The organism is Bradyrhizobium sp. SZCCHNR2028, assembly GCF_032380995.1.
In the GTDB taxonomy this organism is placed as follows: Bacteria; Pseudomonadota; Alphaproteobacteria; order Rhizobiales; family Xanthobacteraceae; genus Bradyrhizobium.
Map to the genome: position 1 here is coordinate 465,282 of NZ_JAUHJF010000001.1, position 17,838 is coordinate 483,119.

13 protein-coding genes and 2 pseudogenes are annotated in these 17,838 nt (G+C 63.4%); 6 read left to right on the forward strand and 9 right to left on the reverse strand.

Features of this window, described 5'->3' with window-relative positions; translation table 11 throughout:
* Positions 1–14: 14 nt before the first annotated feature.
* The 3 genes from QX121_RS02120 to pcsA form a co-directional block, all read right to left on the reverse strand.
* Entirely contained in the window at positions 15–989 is a 975-nt protein-coding gene (locus QX121_RS02120) for a quinone oxidoreductase (RefSeq protein ID WP_315737917.1), read from the reverse strand.
* 200 nt (positions 990–1,189) lie between these two features.
* On the reverse strand, positions 1,190–1,915 hold the full coding sequence (locus QX121_RS02125; RefSeq protein ID WP_315811045.1) for a TerC family protein: 726 nt from the start codon (positions 1,913–1,915) through the stop codon (positions 1,190–1,192).
* Positions 1,912–2,646, reverse strand: coding sequence for a phosphatidylcholine synthase (gene pcsA / locus QX121_RS02130; protein ID WP_315811046.1), 735 nt, complete (start codon positions 2,644–2,646; stop codon positions 1,912–1,914). The genes QX121_RS02125 and pcsA overlap by 4 nt, the downstream gene beginning before the upstream one ends.
* Before the next feature lie 118 nt (positions 2,647–2,764).
* On the opposite strand from pcsA, the gene QX121_RS02135 reads away from it, so the two are divergent.
* Positions 2,765–3,964: a UbiH/UbiF family hydroxylase gene (locus QX121_RS02135; RefSeq protein ID WP_315811047.1), complete on the forward strand. Its 1,200-nt coding sequence runs from the start codon at positions 2,765–2,767 to the stop codon at positions 3,962–3,964.
* Between the two features lie 6 nt (positions 3,965–3,970).
* Here the strand turns inward: QX121_RS02135 and QX121_RS02140 are convergent, their stop codons facing one another.
* Positions 3,971–4,924, reverse strand: a complete 954-nt coding sequence (locus QX121_RS02140; RefSeq protein ID WP_315811048.1) for an AEC family transporter — start codon at positions 4,922–4,924, stop codon at positions 3,971–3,973.
* 142 nt (positions 4,925–5,066) lie between these two features.
* Between QX121_RS02140 and hspQ the strand changes: the two genes are divergently transcribed.
* A complete protein-coding gene (hspQ, locus tag QX121_RS02145; protein WP_315711998.1) occupies positions 5,067–5,399 on the forward strand; it encodes a heat shock protein HspQ in 333 nt (110 codons plus the stop codon).
* 149 nt (positions 5,400–5,548) lie between these two features.
* Here the strand turns inward: hspQ and QX121_RS02150 are convergent, their stop codons facing one another.
* On the reverse strand, positions 5,549–6,325 hold the full coding sequence (locus QX121_RS02150; RefSeq protein ID WP_315757443.1) for an invasion associated locus B family protein: 777 nt from the start codon (positions 6,323–6,325) through the stop codon (positions 5,549–5,551).
* A gap of 261 nt (positions 6,326–6,586) precedes the next feature.
* On the opposite strand from QX121_RS02150, the gene QX121_RS02155 reads away from it, so the two are divergent.
* The 3 genes from QX121_RS02155 (at position 6,587) to QX121_RS02165 (ending at position 11,361) form a co-directional block, all read left to right on the forward strand.
* A complete protein-coding gene (locus tag QX121_RS02155; protein ID WP_315811049.1) occupies positions 6,587–8,413 on the forward strand; it encodes an extracellular solute-binding protein in 1,827 nt (608 codons plus the stop codon).
* Positions 8,414–8,464: 51 nt separating this feature from the next.
* Positions 8,465–9,973 carry a class I adenylate-forming enzyme family protein gene (locus tag QX121_RS02160; protein WP_315811050.1) on the forward strand — a complete coding sequence of 503 codons (1,509 nt, stop codon included), beginning with the start codon at positions 8,465–8,467 and terminating at the stop codon, positions 9,971–9,973.
* Between the two features lie 155 nt (positions 9,974–10,128).
* A complete protein-coding gene (locus tag QX121_RS02165) occupies positions 10,129–11,361 on the forward strand; it encodes a GGDEF domain-containing protein (RefSeq protein WP_315797391.1) in 1,233 nt (410 codons plus the stop codon).
* Between the two features lie 53 nt (positions 11,362–11,414).
* On the opposite strand, the pseudogene QX121_RS02170 reads toward QX121_RS02165, so the two are convergent.
* Positions 11,415–11,546, reverse strand: a pseudogene (locus QX121_RS02170) (IS3 family transposase); the annotation flags it as partial.
* Positions 11,547–11,972: 426 nt separating this feature from the next.
* Positions 11,973–13,346 (reverse strand): OpgC domain-containing protein, encoded by a 1,374-nt coding sequence (gene opgC, locus QX121_RS02175; protein WP_315811051.1) that lies wholly within the window; start codon positions 13,344–13,346, stop codon positions 11,973–11,975.
* A gap of 565 nt (positions 13,347–13,911) precedes the next feature.
* On the opposite strand from opgC, the gene QX121_RS02180 reads away from it, so the two are divergent.
* Positions 13,912–14,574 (forward strand): response regulator transcription factor, encoded by a 663-nt coding sequence (locus QX121_RS02180; RefSeq protein ID WP_315811052.1) that lies wholly within the window; start codon positions 13,912–13,914, stop codon positions 14,572–14,574.
* Here QX121_RS02180 and QX121_RS02185 read toward each other — a convergent pair.
* Both QX121_RS02185 and QX121_RS02190 read right to left on the reverse strand, forming a co-directional pair.
* Positions 14,569–16,689 carry an MASE1 domain-containing protein gene (locus tag QX121_RS02185; RefSeq protein WP_315811053.1) on the reverse strand — a complete coding sequence of 707 codons (2,121 nt, stop codon included), beginning with the start codon at positions 16,687–16,689 and terminating at the stop codon, positions 14,569–14,571. The two genes, QX121_RS02180 and QX121_RS02185, sit on opposite strands and share 6 nt — an antisense overlap.
* 246 nt (positions 16,690–16,935) lie before the next feature.
* Positions 16,936–17,601, reverse strand: a pseudogene (locus QX121_RS02190) (integrase core domain-containing protein).
* Between the last annotated feature and the right edge of the window lie 237 nt (positions 17,602–17,838).

The following is a 17,838-nucleotide window of genomic DNA, read 5'->3' on the forward strand; positions in this document are numbered from 1 at the left end:
CGATCGCCAAGCGCCTATGGCTTGAGGATCGAGGCCCCGGTCGTGGCGCGGCTTTCGAGATCGGCGTGCGCCCGGCCCGCATCCTTCAGCGCATAGGCGTGATTGATCTGCACGTGCAGCTTGCCGCTGATCACCGCCGAGAACAGCGTGTCGGCGCCCTCCAGCAACTCGGACCGTTTGCCGATGTAGTCGTTGAGCTTCGGCCGGGTCGCGAACAAAGAGCCATGGCTGTTGAGCTCCGCGATCGAGAATGGCGGCACCGGACCCGAGGCATTGCCGAAGCTGACGAACAGACCGCGCGGCTTCAAGCAGGACAACGAGCCGGGGAAGGTCGACTTGCCGACCCCGTCATAGACCACGTCGCACAATTCACCGCGGCTGATCTGCTTGACCCGTGCGACGAAGTCCTCCTCGTTGTAGAGGATGACGTGGTCGCAGCCATTGGCCAGGGCGAGATCGGCCTTCGCCTTGGAGCCGACGGTGCCGATGACGTGCGCGCCGAGCGCGCGCGCCCACTGACAGGCCAGCAGGCCGATGCCGCCGGCGGCAGCGTGGATCAGCACGCGATGGTGCGGCTCGACCTTGAACGTCTTGTGCAGCAGATACCAGACCGTCAGCCCCTTGAGCATCAGCACCGCGCCCTGCTCATAGGTGATGTGGTCGGGCAGCTTGACCAGGCGCTGCCAAGCGATATTGCGCTCGGTCGCGTAGCCGCCCAGATTTTCGTAGTAGGCGACGCGGTCGCCGGGATGAAAATTCGTGACGCCCGGCCCTACGGCCATCACCTCGCCTGCCGCCTCGTTGCCGGTGATGAACGGCAGGCCGGGCGCCTTGTACAGTCCGGTGCGGTAGTACACGTCGATGAAGTTCAGGCCGATCGCGTGCTGGCGGATGCGGACCTCGCCGGGGCCGGGCGCGGCGATGTCGACCGGCTCATAGACGAGCACCTCGGGGCCTCCCACCTTGTGCACGCGCACCGCCTTGGTCATCCCGCCATCTCCCTTCGGACTCTCCATCGCCGCGTCCGAGAATCCGGCGAGAGAACTTTCGACACTTACCTGATTCTCATCGGACCTGATTCTCATCGGACATCCGGCTCCGTTGAAAGAGCCGGACTCCGGCCGTGCATCGGGCGCTGCCGGCGGCAAAAGCGAAGGCGATCACGACGGCCTTGTCAACTCGGCACCTGTCAGGCGTTGCGCTTCCTGCGGTTGCGCGAGGCCATCACGTTGAAGGCTTCGACCGCCAGCGCAAAGACAATCGCGAAGTAGATGTAGCCGCGCGGGATGTGGAACTTGAAGCCGTCGGCGACCAGCGCGACGCCGATCAGGAGCAGGAAAGCGAGCGCCAGCATCTTGGTGGTCGGATGGTTCGCCACGAAGCGAGCGACCGGTCCGGAGGACACGTACATGATGACCATGGCGATGATGACGGCGGCGATCATGATCTCGAGATCCTGGGCCATGCCGATCGCCGTGATGATCGAGTCCAGCGAGAACACGAGATCGATGACGATGATCTGCACGATCACCCAGAAGAACTTGTTGGTGCCGCCGCCCTGCGACCCGCCGTCCTCACGCGCCTCGACCTCGGCATGGATCTCATGCGTGGCCTTGGCGATCAGGAACAAGCCGCCGGCGATCAGGATGATGTCGCGCCAGGAGAAGCCGAGGCCGCCGATCGTGAGCACCGGCTGCGTCAGCCCGATCAGCCAGACCAGCACGCTGAGTAGCACGATGCGGAAGATCAAGGCCAGCGCCAGCCCGACCTGCCGGGCGCGTGTCGCCTGCGGCTGCGGGATGCGCGAGGTGATCACCGACAGGAAGATGACGTTGTCGATGCCGAGAACGATCTCGAGGGCGGTCAGGGTGAGCAGCGCCGCCCACGCTTCGGGACTGGTCAGAAGGTCGATCATGCTTTCAAGTATCTCAACAGGCGGATCGCGGAGTCGCTCGCGACGATGTAGAGGGCGATCGCGCACAACAGCGTCGTCACGATCGGGTCCACGGCGAAGTTATTTCCCAGCACATCGATGACCAGGACGCCCCAGAGCGCGACCAGCGGCAGCGTCAGCCAGCGCAGCCGTTCGACGCGCACCGGGTGGATGACATGGAATGGGACGAAGGTCAGCGCGATCAGGACCGCGAGCCCCAAGGTCGCCAACGATGGCGAGGGATGCAGCAGGAACAGGTAGAATGCCGCGATGTTCCAGAGTCCCGGAAAGCCGCGAAAATGATTGTCGTCGCTCTTCATGCGGCGATCGGCGAAATACAGCGCGCCGGTGACGGCGATGCCGACGCCGATGACAGGCGCCGCGAGCGGCAGCAGCATCCCGCTGGCGGTGATGGCGTAGGCCGGCACGAACACATAGGTCGTGAAATCCACTACCAGATCGAGCACTTCGCCCGACCAGTCCGGCTGCACATGGACGACGTCGAGCCGACGCGCCAGCGGCCCGTCGATGCCGTCGATGACGAGCGCGACGCCGAGCCACCAGAACATCGCTGTCCAATGCTCGCGCACGGCCTCGAGCAGCGCGAGGAGCGCGACGCCCGCACCGAGCGCGGTGAAGACGTGCACCGAGAACGCCGCGGCGCGATGGGCGGGCGTTGCGGCCACCCTGCTCTCTGGTCTCAACTGATCCATGCGGCGCCAGTGCTATCAGGAATCGGAGCCAATTGCATATCCGCCGTTGCGGCGATGCGCCGCGCAGGCTCACGCAATACTCTTGAAAAAGCCCCGCAGGAACGTCAAATGTTCCCGCATGAGCAACACAGACGCCAGCTTTGACGTCATCGTCGTCGGCGGCGGGCCCGCCGGGCTCGCCGCCGCCGTTGCCTTGTCGCAGACCGGGGCGCGGACGGCGCTCGTGGCCCGCAAGGCCCCGTATGCAGACAACCGCACCACCGCCCTGCTCGGCGGCTCGGTCGATTTCCTCGACGAGATCGGCGTCTGGTCATCGTGCCGTGACCGCGCCGCCGGCCTGAAGGCGATGCGGCTGGTCGACGATACCGGCCGGCTGATCCGGGCCCCGGAGGTGCGCTTCGTCGCCGACGAGATCGGTCTCGACGTGTTCGGCTACAACATCGCCAATGCCGTCCTGGTCGAGGCGCTGGAACAACGCGCCGGCGAGATCGACGGCCTGGTGCGGATCGCCGAGGATGCGGAAAGCGTCCGCAGCGATGCCGATGCGGTGACCGTCACCAGCGCATCGGGCCGCGTGCTGACGGCGCGGCTCGTGATCGGCGCCGATGGCCGGCATTCGCTGTGCCGCGAGGCCGCCGGTATCGGCGTGAGCCGGCGCACGCTGCAACAGTCGGCGCTGACCTTCAACATCACCCATGCGCGGCCGCATCACAACGTGTCGACGGAATTCCACACGCCGCAGGGACCTTGTGTGTTCGTGCCGCTGCCGGGCGACCGCTCCAGCGTCGTCTGGGTCGCAGCCCCGAAGGAGGCCGACCGGCTGTTCGCGCTCGACGACGATGCCCTGTCGGCAGCGGCCGAGCGGCAGTCGCATTCGATCTTCGGCCGCGTTCGCGTCGAGCCGGGCCGCCATGTGTTTCCGCTCGCGATCGAGCGGCCCCTGCGCTACGCGCAAAACCGCATCGTCCTGGTCGGCGAGGCCGCGCATGTGGTGCCGCCGATCGGTGCCCAGGGACTGAACCTCGGCCTGCGCGACGGCATCGACATCGCCGATGTCGTGCGCAAGGCCAATGCGGCCGGCGAGGATATCGGTGCGCCGCAGGTGCTCGCGCGCTATGGTGCGGCGCGCCGCGCCGACATCCTGAGCCGCACCTTCGCCATCGACGTCGCCAACCGCTCGCTGCTCAGCGATCTCCTGCCGATGCAGTCGCTGCGCGCCGTCGGCATGCACCTGATCGGCGGCATCGGTCCGCTGCGGCGGCTCGCGATGCGCGAGGGCCTGGCGCCGTCATGGAGGGCCACGCGCAGGGCCGGCTGAGGACGATCAGGGAAACACCAGCCGGCCACTCTGGATCAGCCACATCACGCTGGTCAGGGTGATCACCGAGGCGAAGGTACCGATCAGCACCGCCGACGAGGCCGGCTCGATCCAGCTGTCATTCTGGCGCGCGATCACGAACACGTTGAGCGCCGGCGGCAGCGCCGCCATCAGCACCGCAGTCGCGGCCCAGGGCTGCGCGAACGGCCCGAACAGCAGCATCAGCCCGAACGACAGCAGCGGGTGGACGACGAGCTTCACCACGGTCAGGACCGGCACCTCCCAGGGCAGCCGCTCGAACGGGCGCAGCGCCACGGTCACGCCGAGCGCGAACAGCGCCGTCGGCGCAGCGGCGTTCTGCAGGAACTGCAGGGTGCGATCGAGCACGGTCGGCGGATGCAGCTGAAATGCGGCCGCCAGGATGCCGGCTGCCGTCGCCATGATCAGCGGGTTCTGCAGGATCTGACGCAGCACGGTGCGCAGCGCATGCGCCACCGAGGCGTGGTCGCGCTCGGTCAGTTCGACGAGCAGCGGCACGATCGAGAACAGGAAGATGCTGTCGCAGCAGAAGATCAGCGCGGTCGGCGCCGCCGCCTTGCTCCCGAGCACGGCCAGCGCCAGCCCTGGCCCCATATAGCCGATATTGCCGTAGCCACCCGCGAGCCCGGCCATGGTCGCCTCGCGCAGCGACAGCCGCCCGATGGCCTTGCCGAGCACGAGCGCCAGGGCGAAGGTGAGCATGGTGGCGAGCGTCGTTGCAACCAGGAAGGGAGGGTTGCTCAGCTCCGTGAACGGCGTGCGCGCGATGAGGTTGAACATCAAGGCGGGCAGCGAGACGTAGAGCAGGAAGAAGTTCATCCAGGCGAGCCCGGCTTCGGGCAGCCTCCTCCACTTACCGCAGGCGAAGCCTATGAAAACGACGCCGAAATAAGGCAGGGCCAGGTTGAGAATGTCGAACATGGGCTCGGAGGATGACCCCTGGGGGGCCTGGAAAGGGCCTGGAATGCGGGGGCGTCGCGGCTTGACGCGAATCGGATTGGTCTAGATCAAATCCGCCCGCGGGGCACTAGCATCGCTCCCCATCCTGGTCTATTCGACTGGGATGATCAAAGCGCGAACTGCCAAGTTTCAGATCGGCCAGATCGTCCGGCATCGGGTGTTCTCGTTCCGGGGCGTGATTTTTGACATCGATCCGGAGTTCAACAACACTGAGGAATGGTGGTTGTCGATTCCCGAGGAGGTCCGTCCGCACAAGGACCAGCCATTCTATCACCTGCTGGCCGAGAACGCGGAATCCGAATACGTCGCCTATGTCTCCGAGCAGAACCTGGTTCCCGACGAGTCCGGCGAGCCGATCCGCCATTCCCAGGTTGCGGAGATCTTCATCAAGGACAAGTCGGGCGGCTATCGTCCGCGCAATCCGCTGATGAACTGACCTGTCGACCGGAGGGTTTCAACCCAGCGCCGTCGGCGCAGGCTTGATCTTTGGTCCCGGCGCGCAAGTTCCCCTCACATCCGTTCGCAGAACGAAAAGGGCGCTCCGAATGGAGCGCCCTTGATTTTGCGGAATGGACCCGACCGGCGTTACTGCTTCGCCTGCGGCTGGCCTGGCTGGGTCTGCTCGAGCTTCTTGCGCTGCTCCTCGGCGCGCTTCTGCAGCTCTTCCTGCAGCTTCTTCTGGGTCTCCTCGAACTGCTTCGGGTCGGTCGGCGGGCCATCATAGGCCTTGGCGAAGCTGCTGTTGCCTTCCTGCAGCGGCAGCGGCAGCGTCAGCGCGGTGCCGTTCGAGTTGATCGCCTGGACAAACAGGGTCTGGCCCTTCTTCAGGTTGTTCACGAACTCAGGCGTGGCTTCGTAGTCCGACATGCAGCCGTTCTGGAAGCAGATGACGTATTTGCCTTCCATGAACTGGTTGTTGTCGATGACGATGCGGGTTCCGGGCTGGAGCTGCATGCCGAGCGGCAGCGTCACGCGCAGGATCTTCTTCGGCTCGCCTTCAGGCTCGATGATGACGGCTGCAACCACAGGCTGACCGGATTCGATGCGGCCGTCCTTGCCGATGAAGCAGACCTGCTTGGCGTTGGCATCCTGCCCCTTCAGGCAGAACTTGGTCCACGGCGCGTAGATCAGCTGCGGCATCTCCTGCTGAGCCTGGGCCTGAGGCTGGCCGCCGGCGGGAGGAGTTGCAGGGGCCTGAGCGGCCGGAGCGGGAGCCTTGGGAGCGGCAGCCGGAGCCTTCGCCTTCGGCGCTTGAGCCTGCGCAACCGAAGGAGCGAAGGAAACGGCCAGCGCGGTGACCGCGAGCAGCGCGACGAGCCGCCCACGCGGCCCAACCGACGAGGCCAAGTCACGGAAATTCATTGCGGAAAACCCTTTCTGAACGGCAGCGCCCGAGACCGCCAAAGGCGCCACACCAAGCCGTTGAAGCGGCTGTCTCCTCAGGAAATGAGGCGGTTAAGTGACAGGCGTTGCCGCCCTCACTCAATCGCCCGCCTTCTTAACGCGGTGCGCGGAAGAATCAATGCCGCGAGACCATGTCGAAGCCGCGGTCTAGCGCTGGCGAGCCTGTGGTAAAAGCCCCTTGTGACCTGTTCCGAATCAAATGCTTGCGCCCCGATCCTGATGCTGCAGCGCATGTTCAGCGCGGCCGTGCGATGGGTCGCCGTCATCCTGGCATTGTTGCCCGCGGTCTACACTCCCACGGCGTACGCGGCAGAAACTGCGGCGATCGCCATGCATGGTCACCCGGCCTTGCCCGCCGACTTCGACCACATGGCGTACGCGAATCCCGATGCGCCCAAGGGCGGCCGTCTGGTCTGGGGACTGCTCGGCACCTTCGATAGCCTGAACCCGTTCATCGTCCGCGGCATCGCGGTGCAGCAAATCCGCAGCTATGTGGTCGAGAGCCTGCTCACCCGCGGTAACGACGAGCCGTTCACGCTGTATGGCCTGCTGGCGAAAACTGTCGAGACCGACGAGAACAGGACCTATGTCACCTTCCGACTCGACCCGCGTGCCCACTTCTCCGACGGCAGCCCGGTGCTCGCCGAGGACGTGGCGTTCTCCTTTGCGCTGCTGCGCGATCACGGCCGCCCCAACCACCGGCAGTTCTACGGCAAGGTCGCCAGGACCGACGTGCTCGACCCGCTGACCATCCGGTTCGATTTCGGCGGCGCCGAGGACCGCGAGCTGCCGCTGATCCTCGGCCTGATGCCCATTCTGGCGAAGCACGCGACGGACGTGGCGAGCTTCGAGGACACGACGATGACCGCGCCGCTCGGGTCAGGCCCGTATCGTGTCACCGCGGTGCAGCCGGGATCCAGCGTCACCCTCACCCGCAATCCGGACTATTGGGGACGCGACCTGCCGGTCAACCGCGGATTGTGGAACTTCGACGAGATCAGGCTCGATTACTACCGCGAGTCCAATGGACAGTTCGAAGCCTTCAAACGCGGGCTGTACGACTTCCGCGTCGAGACCGAGCCGCTGCGCTGGCAGGACGGGTACGATTTCCCGGCCGCCCGCAATGGCGAGGTCATCCGCGACAGCTTCACCTCGGGGATGCCGCAGCCCTCGCAGTTCCTGGTGTTCAACACGCGGCGCGCGGTGTTCGCCGACGTCAAGGTGCGCCGCGCGCTGACACTGCTGTTCGATTTCGAATGGATCAACCGCAACTACTTCTTCGGGCTGTACCGCCGCAGCGGCGGCTATTTCGCCGGCTCCGAGCTTTCGGCCTATGGACGTCCAGCCGACGCGGCCGAGTTAGAGCTGTTGAAGCCGTACGCCGCGCAGATCCCCGCCGACATCCTGGACGGCAGCTACCGCCTGCCGATCACCAACGGGTCCGGCCGCGACCGCGCAACGCTGAAGGCGGCGCTCGATCTGCTGAACGAGGCTGGCTATGGCTTCGACGGGACGGTCTTGCGGCATCGGACGACGCGGGCCCCCCTCGCCTTCGAGATCCTGGTCACGACGCGCGACCAGGAGCGTATTGCACTGGCTTACGCCGGCAGTCTCAAGCGGGCCGGCATCAATGCTTCGATCAGGGTCGTCGATCCCGTGCAGTTCGACCAGCGCCGCCTGAGCTTCGAGTTCGACATGATCCAGAACCGCTGGGACCAGTCGCTGTCTCCCGGCAACGAGCAGGCGTTCTATTGGGGCAGCGAGGCCGCCGACCGCACCGGAACCCGCAACTACATGGGTGCCAAGGATCCTGCGATCGACGCCATGATCGCGGCGCTGTTGCGCGCCCGCGACAGGCCGGAATTTATCTCGACGGTTCGCGCATTGGACCGTACCCTGATGGCGGGGTTCTACGCTATTCCAGTGCTCAATGCCGCCGAGGAATGGATTGCGCGGTGGAATCGTATAGAACGGCCAAAGAGGACGGCTTTGACGGGAGCGCTCCCGGAGAGCTGGTGGCAGCGGCCGGAGCCGGCACGGAAGTGACCAATCGGGGCAATTGGTCGTGGCCGGGTCCGTGAAAGTACGGGGCAACAGGTGAATCAGGCCAATACGTCGCCGACGCTCGACGCGTTGTTTCAACGCATCCTGGCGCGCAAGCCGGATGCGGTCGCGCTGGTCGATCCGATCAACAAGCAGCGCGTCACCGGGCGGCCGACGATGCGCCTGACCTATGCCGAAGCCGATCGCGTGATCTCTGCGCTGGCGGCGCATTTCATTGACGCCGGCCTGCCCGCTCATTCGGTGATCGCGGTCCAACTGCCCAACACCATCGAGTTCGTGCTGACGGTGCTGGCCGCGCATCGCGCCGGCCTCGTGGTCGCCGTGTTCCCGCTGCTGTGGCGTCAGTCGGAGCTCGTGGCGGCGCTGAACCGCACCAGCGCGCGCGCCATCGTCACGATGTCGAAGATCGACGGCGTGATCCACTCCGATCTCGCGATGAACGCGGCGGCGGAGGCGTTCTCGATCCGCCACGTCTGCGGCTTCGGCTCCGACCTGCCGGAGGGCATGTATTCGCTGGACCAGTCGATCGCAAAACCCTCGCGTTCGACGCGCGGGATGATGCCGGACGGCCGCAAGGCCGCGATCGTCTCGTTCGACGTGACCGCCGACGGCTTCCGCGCCGTCCCGCGCACCCATTTGAGCCTGATCGCCGGCGGGCTCGCCGTCTCGCTCGAGAGCGATCTGCCGCAGGGCGTGAACATGATGTCGGCCTTCCTGCCGTCGTCATTCGCCGGTCTCGCCGCTTCGGTCGTGACATGGCTGTTGTCCGGAGGCACCCTTGCACTACATCACCCGTTCGACGCCGATGCGCTGGAACAGCAGCTCGCGGAGCTGGCCTGCGATACGCTGATCGCCCCGGCCCAACTCGCCTTGCGTCTCGACGAGGGCGACCTCGCCGCGCGGCTGCCGAACCTGCGCTATGTGCTCGGCCTGTGGCGCGCGCCCGAGCAGGTCGCGTCGAGCGCATCGTGGAAGACGCGCGACATCGAGCTCACCGATGTCTATCTGTTCGGCGAAGCCGGCCTGTTCGCGGTGCGCCGCACCGCGGCCGACGGCAGCCCGGGCCCGGTCAAACCGGGACGCCAGGGCGCGCCGCGCGAACAGCCGGGCTCGTCGATCGCCGGCGAGATCCTGGTGACGCCGAAGGGCACGCTCGGACTGCGTGGGCCCATGGTCGTGCTGGCCGCCTACGCGCCACCGCCGCCGCCAAGCGACTCGCTGCTGCCGGCAGCGCCGCGCGACTACGTCGACACCGAATACGCCGTGCGTTTCGACCGCGCCCAGGACACGATCTCGATCACGGCGCCGCCGGCAGGCGTGATGGCCGTGGGCGGCTACCGCTTCCTCGCGCAAGATCTGCACGAATGGTCACGGCGGCTCGGCCAAGGCGCGCTGCTCACCGCTCTGCCCGACCGTCTCAGCGGTCACCGCCTCGCGGGCCGCGCGATGGACAATGCGCGCGCACGGGAAGCGCTCGCCGAACTCGGACTCAATCCGCTGATGGTCGAGGCCTTCCGCGATCGCGCCAGCTCGGGCGGCTGATATTGCCGCGTTGGCTAGATCGTCGATCCGGTGCGCCCGCGAGAAAGGCGCGCACTCTGACAGCGGAACCGGTGCGCTCGGAACAGTGTTGACGCCGCGTTAACGGGAGCGACCTAGGATCGCGACGTATCGTCAGCGTATCCTGAGTTTCCTGGATGTCCCAACAAGGCCCGCTTCTCATCGTCTCTCCTTCCACGCGGCCTTCGCTGACGGCTGCCCTCGCGGCGGCGCAGATTCTCCCCTCCGTCGAAACGCGCTGGACCGATGCGCTGAGCGCGATGTCCAAGGTGCAGCCGGCCGCAGTGGTGGCCGTGATGGAGGGCGCTGATGCGGCCGAGCTTGCGGCGCTCTCGCGTCATATAGGCGCGCGAAAGCCCTACGTGCCGCTGATCGCAATCACGCCGGGTGACGCAACCCTGCCCGATCACGCTCTTCCCCTGCAGGACAGCGACAACCACGAACGGCTGCTGGCGCGACTGCGCGCCGCCCTGCGTGTCCGCACTCTGCACACCACCGTATTGCGCCGTCTCGACGAGAAGAAGACGCCCGACGCCGCGCTGCCGGAAACAGATCCGCTCGATGATGCGACCGTGCTACTGCTCGGCCGCGGCACCTCTCTGCCCGGCCTCTCGGTTGCGCTCGGCGAGCGCATGGCCGTGGTCGGCGCGCTGAGCATCGAAGCCGCCGCGAAGCATCTGTCGAGCCGCGACATCGACGGGATCGTGCTCGGCGAAGGTTTTTCGCCGCGCGTGGTCGATGCGTTCCTCGCCGTCCTTGCCGAGGACACTCGCTTCCGCAACCTCGCCGTGGTCGTCACCGCCAACCAGCCGGCACCGCTGCAGGAACTCGCCAATCTCGAGATCATCGCCGGCGCTCCCGCGCACATCGCGGCCAGCGCGCTGCCCTTGATCCGCCAGCACGCCTTCGAGGCCCGCCTCAACCGCACGCTGCGCGCCATCGAAGCCGGCGGCATGCTCGATCCGCAGACCGGCCTGCTCACCCGCAACGCGTTCGCCCGCGACTTCGCCAGCGCCGTCAGCCAGACCCAGAAGAACGGCGGCAGCCTTGCCGTCGCCCGCTTCGCGTTCGATCCGGTCAATCCGCGCGCGCAGTATGACGGCGCCCGCATCATCAGCCGCCTGATGCGGCGGATGGATTTCGGCACCCACGAGGACAACGGCTCGGTCGTCGTCGTGTTCGCCGAGACCGATCTGCGCTCGGCTCACGCCATCGCGCGCCGCCTCTCCAGCGTGATGCGCCACACCTCCCACGGCAAGCGCGATACGCGCACGGAGCCTTCGGTCACCGTCGCCGCGCTGCAGGCCGGCGATACCGCCCGAAGCCTGCTGGCCCGCGTCTACGGCGAGGCGCAACGCGCGGCTTCATAGAACGATGTTGCCTGCGTCACGGGCGTCATTGCGAGTGACCTGCCACCGAAGTTTCATCCAGCAGCATTTAGAGTCCTGTTGAATTTTACGCCGAGTGGCGCGGGTGCAGCAACGGGCGATTGGCGGAGCTGGTCGGGGTTGCGCAGCCGATCGCCCGTTGCGGTGAGGTTGGCGGCATAGGCCGCAAATTCTTAGGGGCAGGTCACTACATCAAAGCATATAACGTCAGATCTGAGCCCTTCGTCTGGACCAAGAAACGTCTGGACCAAGAAAAAGGCCCGGCAACGCCGCTTCAAAGACCGCCGTATCACCGAGCTATGATTCCGGGTACCAGGTCCGCTTGCGCACGCCAGTTGAAACGGTCTCGTGTGCACGCACATGGGTGCAGGTCGTGATAACGAGCGCAAGCCGGCTGCACTGCCAGTCAGCGCCGAGCGCGGCGCTAGTGGGTGACCTCAGGTTGACCGACAATAATGCCGCTACGCAGGCAAACATCACACACGCCGCGATCAGCACCGCTCCCTTGTGGGTCCTTGGGTGGGAAATCATGGCCTTGGCTCCTCTGTACGATGGCCGGAAGAATAAAGGGCAGGCTCCACGGTCCTTGTGATCTAATTCACGACCTGACCCACAGTTTTCGCTGGTGGCCCGAAGGCGTGCTCATTGCTGGCACTGGACCAGCGCCGCAGCCGGACTCGCGCACCGGAGCAAACAGCATCTTTATTCGGCCACCTCGTCGGCCCGAGGCGGGGCGACGTGGGCGGAATGTCAACGCCGAGCGCCTTGGCTGGCTTGAGATTGACGACCAGCTCAGACCTGGTTGTCTGCTCGACGGGCTTCGCGTCCGGCTGCTGCCTCGGCTTGATCTTGATCAAGTTCAGCAGCGTCGCCGCCACGATCATCACCAGGACGCCACCAACACTGAGCGCGATCTGCATCGTCAGCCCCTCCGAGATGCCGAGCAGCGCCAGGCGGCTGGCGAACGTCAGCAGAACGCCGAGGCAGTAGATTGGCAGCGAATTCTGGCCACAGAGAATGGCGCCGCGCATCACCGCCGTCGTCAGCCCTCGCCAATTGCGAGGCACTAACCATACCACCAAAACCGCAAGGGCCAAGAAATGCAGCAGTCGCAATGGATCGAGATTCGATTTGTCCATCGGGTAAAGCAGCGTCAGCAACGCCTGCGGGACCAGCGCTTCCAGCGGTTTGATGCTCCAGCTCAATGCGATGATGAGGCTGAACACCAGATAGAGAGCGGCAGCCACAAGCGCGGTGCCTGAGGTCACCCATGGCCGGGCTCTCTTGTCTTCGATCATCCACCACACGCCAAGCACGACCAGCAGCTGCCACGCCAGCGGATTGAAGGCCCAGTGGCCGTTCGGCCATGCCGGGATGCTCCAGCCGAAGACGTGCACCAGTGCGTAAAGCAACAGCGACGCGCCGAGCGTTGCGTTCGGCGCTCGCAGCAGCAGCCACAGCAGCGGCGCGAACAAAAGGTGATAAAGCACGAAGAGCGGCAAGACGTCGGTGTTGACGGGGCAGTATTGCAGGATCGCCGCGTGCGCGAGCGTCACGCCCGGCTGTTCCAACAGAATGCGCGTATTGCTCTCGTCGGCAAGATGGCCGCCGCCTGCGAGGTGAACCATGATGGCGCAGGCGAGCGTGAGCAGCAGAAATGCGACATAAATATCCCAGCTTCGCCACAGCGTCCGGCCGATCACGCCGGTCCAGCCCCCGCAGCGCCATGCCTTGCCGTAGGCCAACGTGCAGGTTACGCCCGACACGAACATGAACACTTCCGCGGCATCGCTGAAGCCGTAGTTCCGCAGCGTCAGCCAGCTCCCGATGTTGTTGGGGACATGATCAAGAAAGATCCACCAGAGCGCGATGCCGCGGCAGGCATCAATGCGCAAATCGCGGCCGTAGCCTTTCAGCTCCGGCAACGCGCCTACCGATGGCTTCAGGTCGGCAGTTCGATCATGCATCTGATTGCCCCGTCCGGCGTACGAGCACGCTTCAAGAGGGACCGAATTTGACAAAAAGTCACCGCCGCGCTGCCGGATCGTGACAACACCGCAATCTAGATCTGCTTCACGCCGACCCCGCCACGAAAGCTATTACGATAAGGATCATATGGCGGCGCTTGGTAGAACCTGCTGGCGCGTGAGTTTGACGATCATCGTTCAAACGGCACCGCGCGTAAATCAGCCCGAGGTCCACAGAGAGAGGTTCCTAGGTCCTATGATCAAGGTACCGTACAGATCTCGGCATCAATCACCTTTGCCCACAGGCGAAGGAGACTCTGAGTCCCACGACTTTCGTGGTCCGTACTCACGCTCCTACCGTGAGGTGACTACAATTACACCACACAACGGCATTCGGCTCCTACCTTGAGTGCGCGGCGGCGAACCGCTGGTTGGGCCAAGGATGATGGTGGATGGACGGTATCGGGAGCCAGTCTTCCGCCAGCTTCTTCCTCGCCAAAGACCCGAAGGTGGGTGTATGTTTTTTAAGTTGGATCTCCGTGCAATGGGATGACGGAGAGATTTTATGAAAGTTCTTATTGTCGACGATCATGCATTAATCCGCGAGGCGTTGCACGCTGTCGTGAAACAACTGAAGCGAGACTCCGTCATTTTTGAAGCTTCGAACGGCCGTGAGGCAGTGCACATAGTCGAGGAACATCCTGACATCAGCCTCATTTTGCTTGATATCAATTTGCCTGATCGAGATGGCTTCTCTGTCCTCCGCGAACTGCGTGACCGCTATGCGACCATTGCTATCGTCATTCTCTCGTCCTCGGATGATCAAGATACAGTCAAGCGCGCTTTCAAACTTGGCGCCCTGGGTTTCATCCCGAAAACTACCGAACGTGAGGTCATGCTCAACGCCATCAAATTAGTGTTCTCTGGCGGCATTTACATTCCCTCGGAGATTCTTGAGGAACCAGCGTCTCCGCGGCTTGCAAATAAGCTAGCGACGCGCGACTCTCCCAAGGGTCTCGGGTTGACCGATCGGCAGATTGAAGTGCTTGCGCTCCTGATGAAGGGAAAAAGCAACAAGATCATTGCCAAGACCCTCGATATGGCCGTGCCGACAGTGAAGAACCACATCACGGTCGTTCTCAAGGCACTCAATGTAACGAGTCGCACCGAGGCAGTAATAGAAGTAGGAAAAATGGGCTGGGAATTGTCGCCGAAATCTGATTCATAACGCCGCCCCGGTATCTCTCCTATCGTCTTGATCCCTCAAGAACTCTTGCATGACAGCGCGGAGCCGCATTGGGTCGACAGGTTTGTGCAGCAAAATGTACCCTCTATCCTTAGCGTCACGTAATGGTTCGGGTGCCGTATCGCCGCTGGTGAGGATAGCTGGAATTGATGAGCCAAACGCCGCACTAATTTGTTCAACTGCTCGGATCCCGGTCTTTCCGCTCGCAAGATGATAATCCGAGATTATAAGATCGAGGCGTTGCTGGCGCTCAGCCAGTCGGATAAGCGCAGCTTCGTCGGATCCGGCGGTAAGGACGGAGTATCCCCATTTGCCAAGCAATCCGCCCGCCTCCTCTCGCACAATTGGAGCATCGGCAATAACAAGAATTACCTTGCCTTCGACCGCAACGACTGCGGGGCGAGGTGTGTCGACGGGCTCAGTGGACGTGACGCATTTATCGGCCATCGGAATCAAGATTGCGAATCGCGAACCTCGGCCCACGGTCGAAGCTAAGTCGACTTGATGGTTGAGAAGTACGCGAAGCCTGTCGACAATAGCCAGGCCGAGCCCCAGGCCGCCGTACCGGTTCCGTTCTGGGCCGGGTAGTTGAAAAAACTCGCCAAAGATATTCTGCTTCTGATCCTCAGGAATGCCGGGACCGCTATCCCATACTTCGATACGCAACATTTCACCGCGCCGACGACATCCGACGATGATCCCGCCTCGTAACGTATAGCGCACAGCATTGGATACCAGATTGAGCAGTATGCGTTCGAGCAGCATGGCGTCGCTCCGCACCCAGGCATCACTTCGCCGAACGCGTAGACGCAAGCCTTTTTCTCGCGTTGCCTGATCAAACGTAGTCTCAATTGTTTGCAACAGGCGCGCGATTGGGAATTCGGTAATTTTGGGTGTAAGGATTCCAGCATCGAGCCTGGAAATATCCAGGAGCGAGTTGAACATTTCATCCATTTCTTTGCGCGTTGCATCGATCCGCTCGATCGTCTTTGTCCTTTCCCCCGATTTGAGCGGCGTGCGCAGCTGGGCAACGAACAGGCCTAGTGCATGTAATGGCTGCCGCAAATCATGGCTTGCCATGGCAAGAAAGCGCGATTTTGCTGCATTGGCGAGCTCCAGCTCTTGCGTACGCTCTGCAACCTTCCGTTCGAGTTCCATCTGCGAGTGGCGCAGACTTTCCTCCGCTTTCTTGCGCACCTCGACGTCGGCGCTCAGTAACAAGCTTGGAACGGTAATACTGATCAAGAACATCAACACCAGCAGGAATGAAACGTTGAGATCCACGGTCGTGAAGGGGCCGCCGCCCGTGAGCGTCCCCCAAATCGTGATCCCCGCAAGCACCAGCGCAACCGTTGCGGTGTCACGTGGACCGCGGCGCAGCGCCGCCCACAACATTGGCAGGATCGCAAGAAAACCCAGTGGATTTCGGCTCGGCGTTTGCTCGATCAGGGGGCTGAAAGCAATGAGTCCAACAGCCGCCGCTGTTGCGAGGACGCCGACCGTCTCCAAAAATTCCTTGCGGTTGAAAGCATGGTAGGGGCTTGATGCCCAAAGCACGATAACGGGGGCAATGACCAGCGCGCCGGTCACATCTCCCAGCCACCATGTGACCCAGGCGTTTGCGAAATTCGTCCGTTCGATGTACCCGGCGGTTGCTAGGCTGGACAGTCCAATGGTGGCGCTGATCGGTGTCGCGATCACGAGGCAAATCAGGGTAAACTTCGCGACAGAATTTGGCGTCGAAAACGTATTACATCCGCTCGACCATCGATTGATGAGGTAAACGCCAACAACGGCTTCAAGAGAGTTACCGGTCGCAATCGCAATTGCGGTGGCAACCGAGCCGGCGGTCGCCGCATTGGCGATCACCGCCGCCGTGAAAATTGCGGGCCAAGTCCGATATCCCCACAACAGCACCGCCGCCAGCGCGACACCTGTCGGTGGCCAAATTGGCGTTGCACTGGGATGAATAGAGGCGAGAGCAAGGCCACCTTTTGCCAGGGCGAAATAGATCAGTCCAATTGCGACCAGACCGCTGGCATAGCTAATGCCTCGGCGGAAATTTATCTCCGGCGATAGTGATCGTGGATCGGACATCGTCGATGCCTGGACCAGGCAGTTGAATCGCCCCCCACAACTGACCTTTGATCTTCTTAATGAAGATCTGCGAAACATTAATCCTCTTTAGGGACTCGTGCGACCATCTCAAGGTTGCACACGCGTTCGAGCCGGACTTAGCTAGCGCTCTGAGGCCGATACGGGCGAGCATCGCAGGCCCGCCGTGTTCTGCAACTGACCTGCCACCGAAGTTTCATCCAGGAGCATTTAGAGTCCTGTTGGGTTTTAAGCCGAGTGGCGCGGGTGCAGCAACGGCGATTGGCGGAGCTGGTCGGGGTTGCGCCGCCGATCGCCCGTTGCGGGGAGGTTGGCGGCATAGGCCGCAGGGGTCTGGTATTTCAGTGAAGAGTGCGGCCGCTCGCCGTTGTAGTCCGTGACCCAGGCGGCGAGCTTGCGCCGCGTGTCGTCGAGGCCGAAGAACAGCGTTTCGTTCAAGAACTCGTCGCGCATCCGGCCGTTGAAGCTCTCGACAAAAGGCGTTCTGGATCGGCTTGCCGGGCGCGATGAAGTGCCAGTCGATGGCGTTGTCCTTGCACCAGGCCAGCATCGCATTGCAGGTGAACTCGGTGCCGTTGTCCGAGACGATCGAACCCGGCTTGCCGCGTCGGGCGACGATAGTGGTCAGCTCCCGCGCCACCCGCCGGCCCGAGATTGAGGTGTCAGCGATCGCTCCCAGGCTCTCCTTGGTGACGTCGTCGACGATGTTGAGGATACGGAAGCGCTGTCCTGGGGCGAACTGGACACGTCCATGCCGCCAAACTTGGTCTTCCAATTGTAGAACGTCGCCTCCGAGATCCCGTGCTTGCGGGCAAGATCAGCCGTCTTCGCGCCGGCCTCGTGCTCTTTCAAAACCGCGATGGTCTGCTCTTCCGTGAACCGCTTACGCTTCATCTGTCCGTCCTTCGTCAGGCCGGACTCTAAATCCTTCTGGAGGAAATTCTTAGGGGCAGGTCACGAGGAGCAAAGCGACGAAGCAATCCGGAATTCTGGCGTGGCTTCTGGATTGCTCCGCTTCGCTCGCAATGACGGAACGTCGGCTTGGCCACGATCTCAACCAAACACGTACATCTTCAGATCGCGCATTCGCCTCACTCCTCTGATCTGATCATCGGACGGGGCGTGTGGCGT

What these genes read in the sequence shown, in the direction of transcription:
- QX121_RS02155 (WP_315811049.1), top strand. Translation starts at nt 6,587, where the DNA reads ATGCTGCAGCGCATGTTCAGCGCGGCCGTGCGATGGGTCGCCGTCATC.
- QX121_RS02185 (WP_315811053.1), bottom strand. Translation starts at nt 16,689, where the DNA reads ATGTCCGATCCACGATCACTATCGCCGGAGATAAATTTCCGCCGAGGC.
- QX121_RS02120 (WP_315737917.1), bottom strand. Translation starts at nt 989, where the DNA reads ATGACCAAGGCGGTGCGCGTGCACAAGGTGGGAGGCCCCGAGGTGCTC.
- QX121_RS02125 (WP_315811045.1), bottom strand. Translation starts at nt 1,915, where the DNA reads ATGATCGACCTTCTGACCAGTCCCGAAGCGTGGGCGGCGCTGCTCACC.
- opgC (WP_315811051.1), bottom strand. Translation starts at nt 13,346, where the DNA reads ATGCATGATCGAACTGCCGACCTGAAGCCATCGGTAGGCGCGTTGCCG.
- QX121_RS02180 (WP_315811052.1), top strand. Translation starts at nt 13,912, where the DNA reads ATGAAAGTTCTTATTGTCGACGATCATGCATTAATCCGCGAGGCGTTG.
- QX121_RS02165 (WP_315797391.1), top strand. Translation starts at nt 10,129, where the DNA reads ATGTCCCAACAAGGCCCGCTTCTCATCGTCTCTCCTTCCACGCGGCCT.
- QX121_RS02135 (WP_315811047.1), top strand. Translation starts at nt 2,765, where the DNA reads ATGAGCAACACAGACGCCAGCTTTGACGTCATCGTCGTCGGCGGCGGG.
- hspQ (WP_315711998.1), top strand. Translation starts at nt 5,067, where the DNA reads ATGATCAAAGCGCGAACTGCCAAGTTTCAGATCGGCCAGATCGTCCGG.
- QX121_RS02140 (WP_315811048.1), bottom strand. Translation starts at nt 4,924, where the DNA reads ATGTTCGACATTCTCAACCTGGCCCTGCCTTATTTCGGCGTCGTTTTC.
- pcsA (WP_315811046.1), bottom strand. Translation starts at nt 2,646, where the DNA reads ATGGATCAGTTGAGACCAGAGAGCAGGGTGGCCGCAACGCCCGCCCAT.
- QX121_RS02150 (WP_315757443.1), bottom strand. Translation starts at nt 6,325, where the DNA reads ATGAATTTCCGTGACTTGGCCTCGTCGGTTGGGCCGCGTGGGCGGCTC.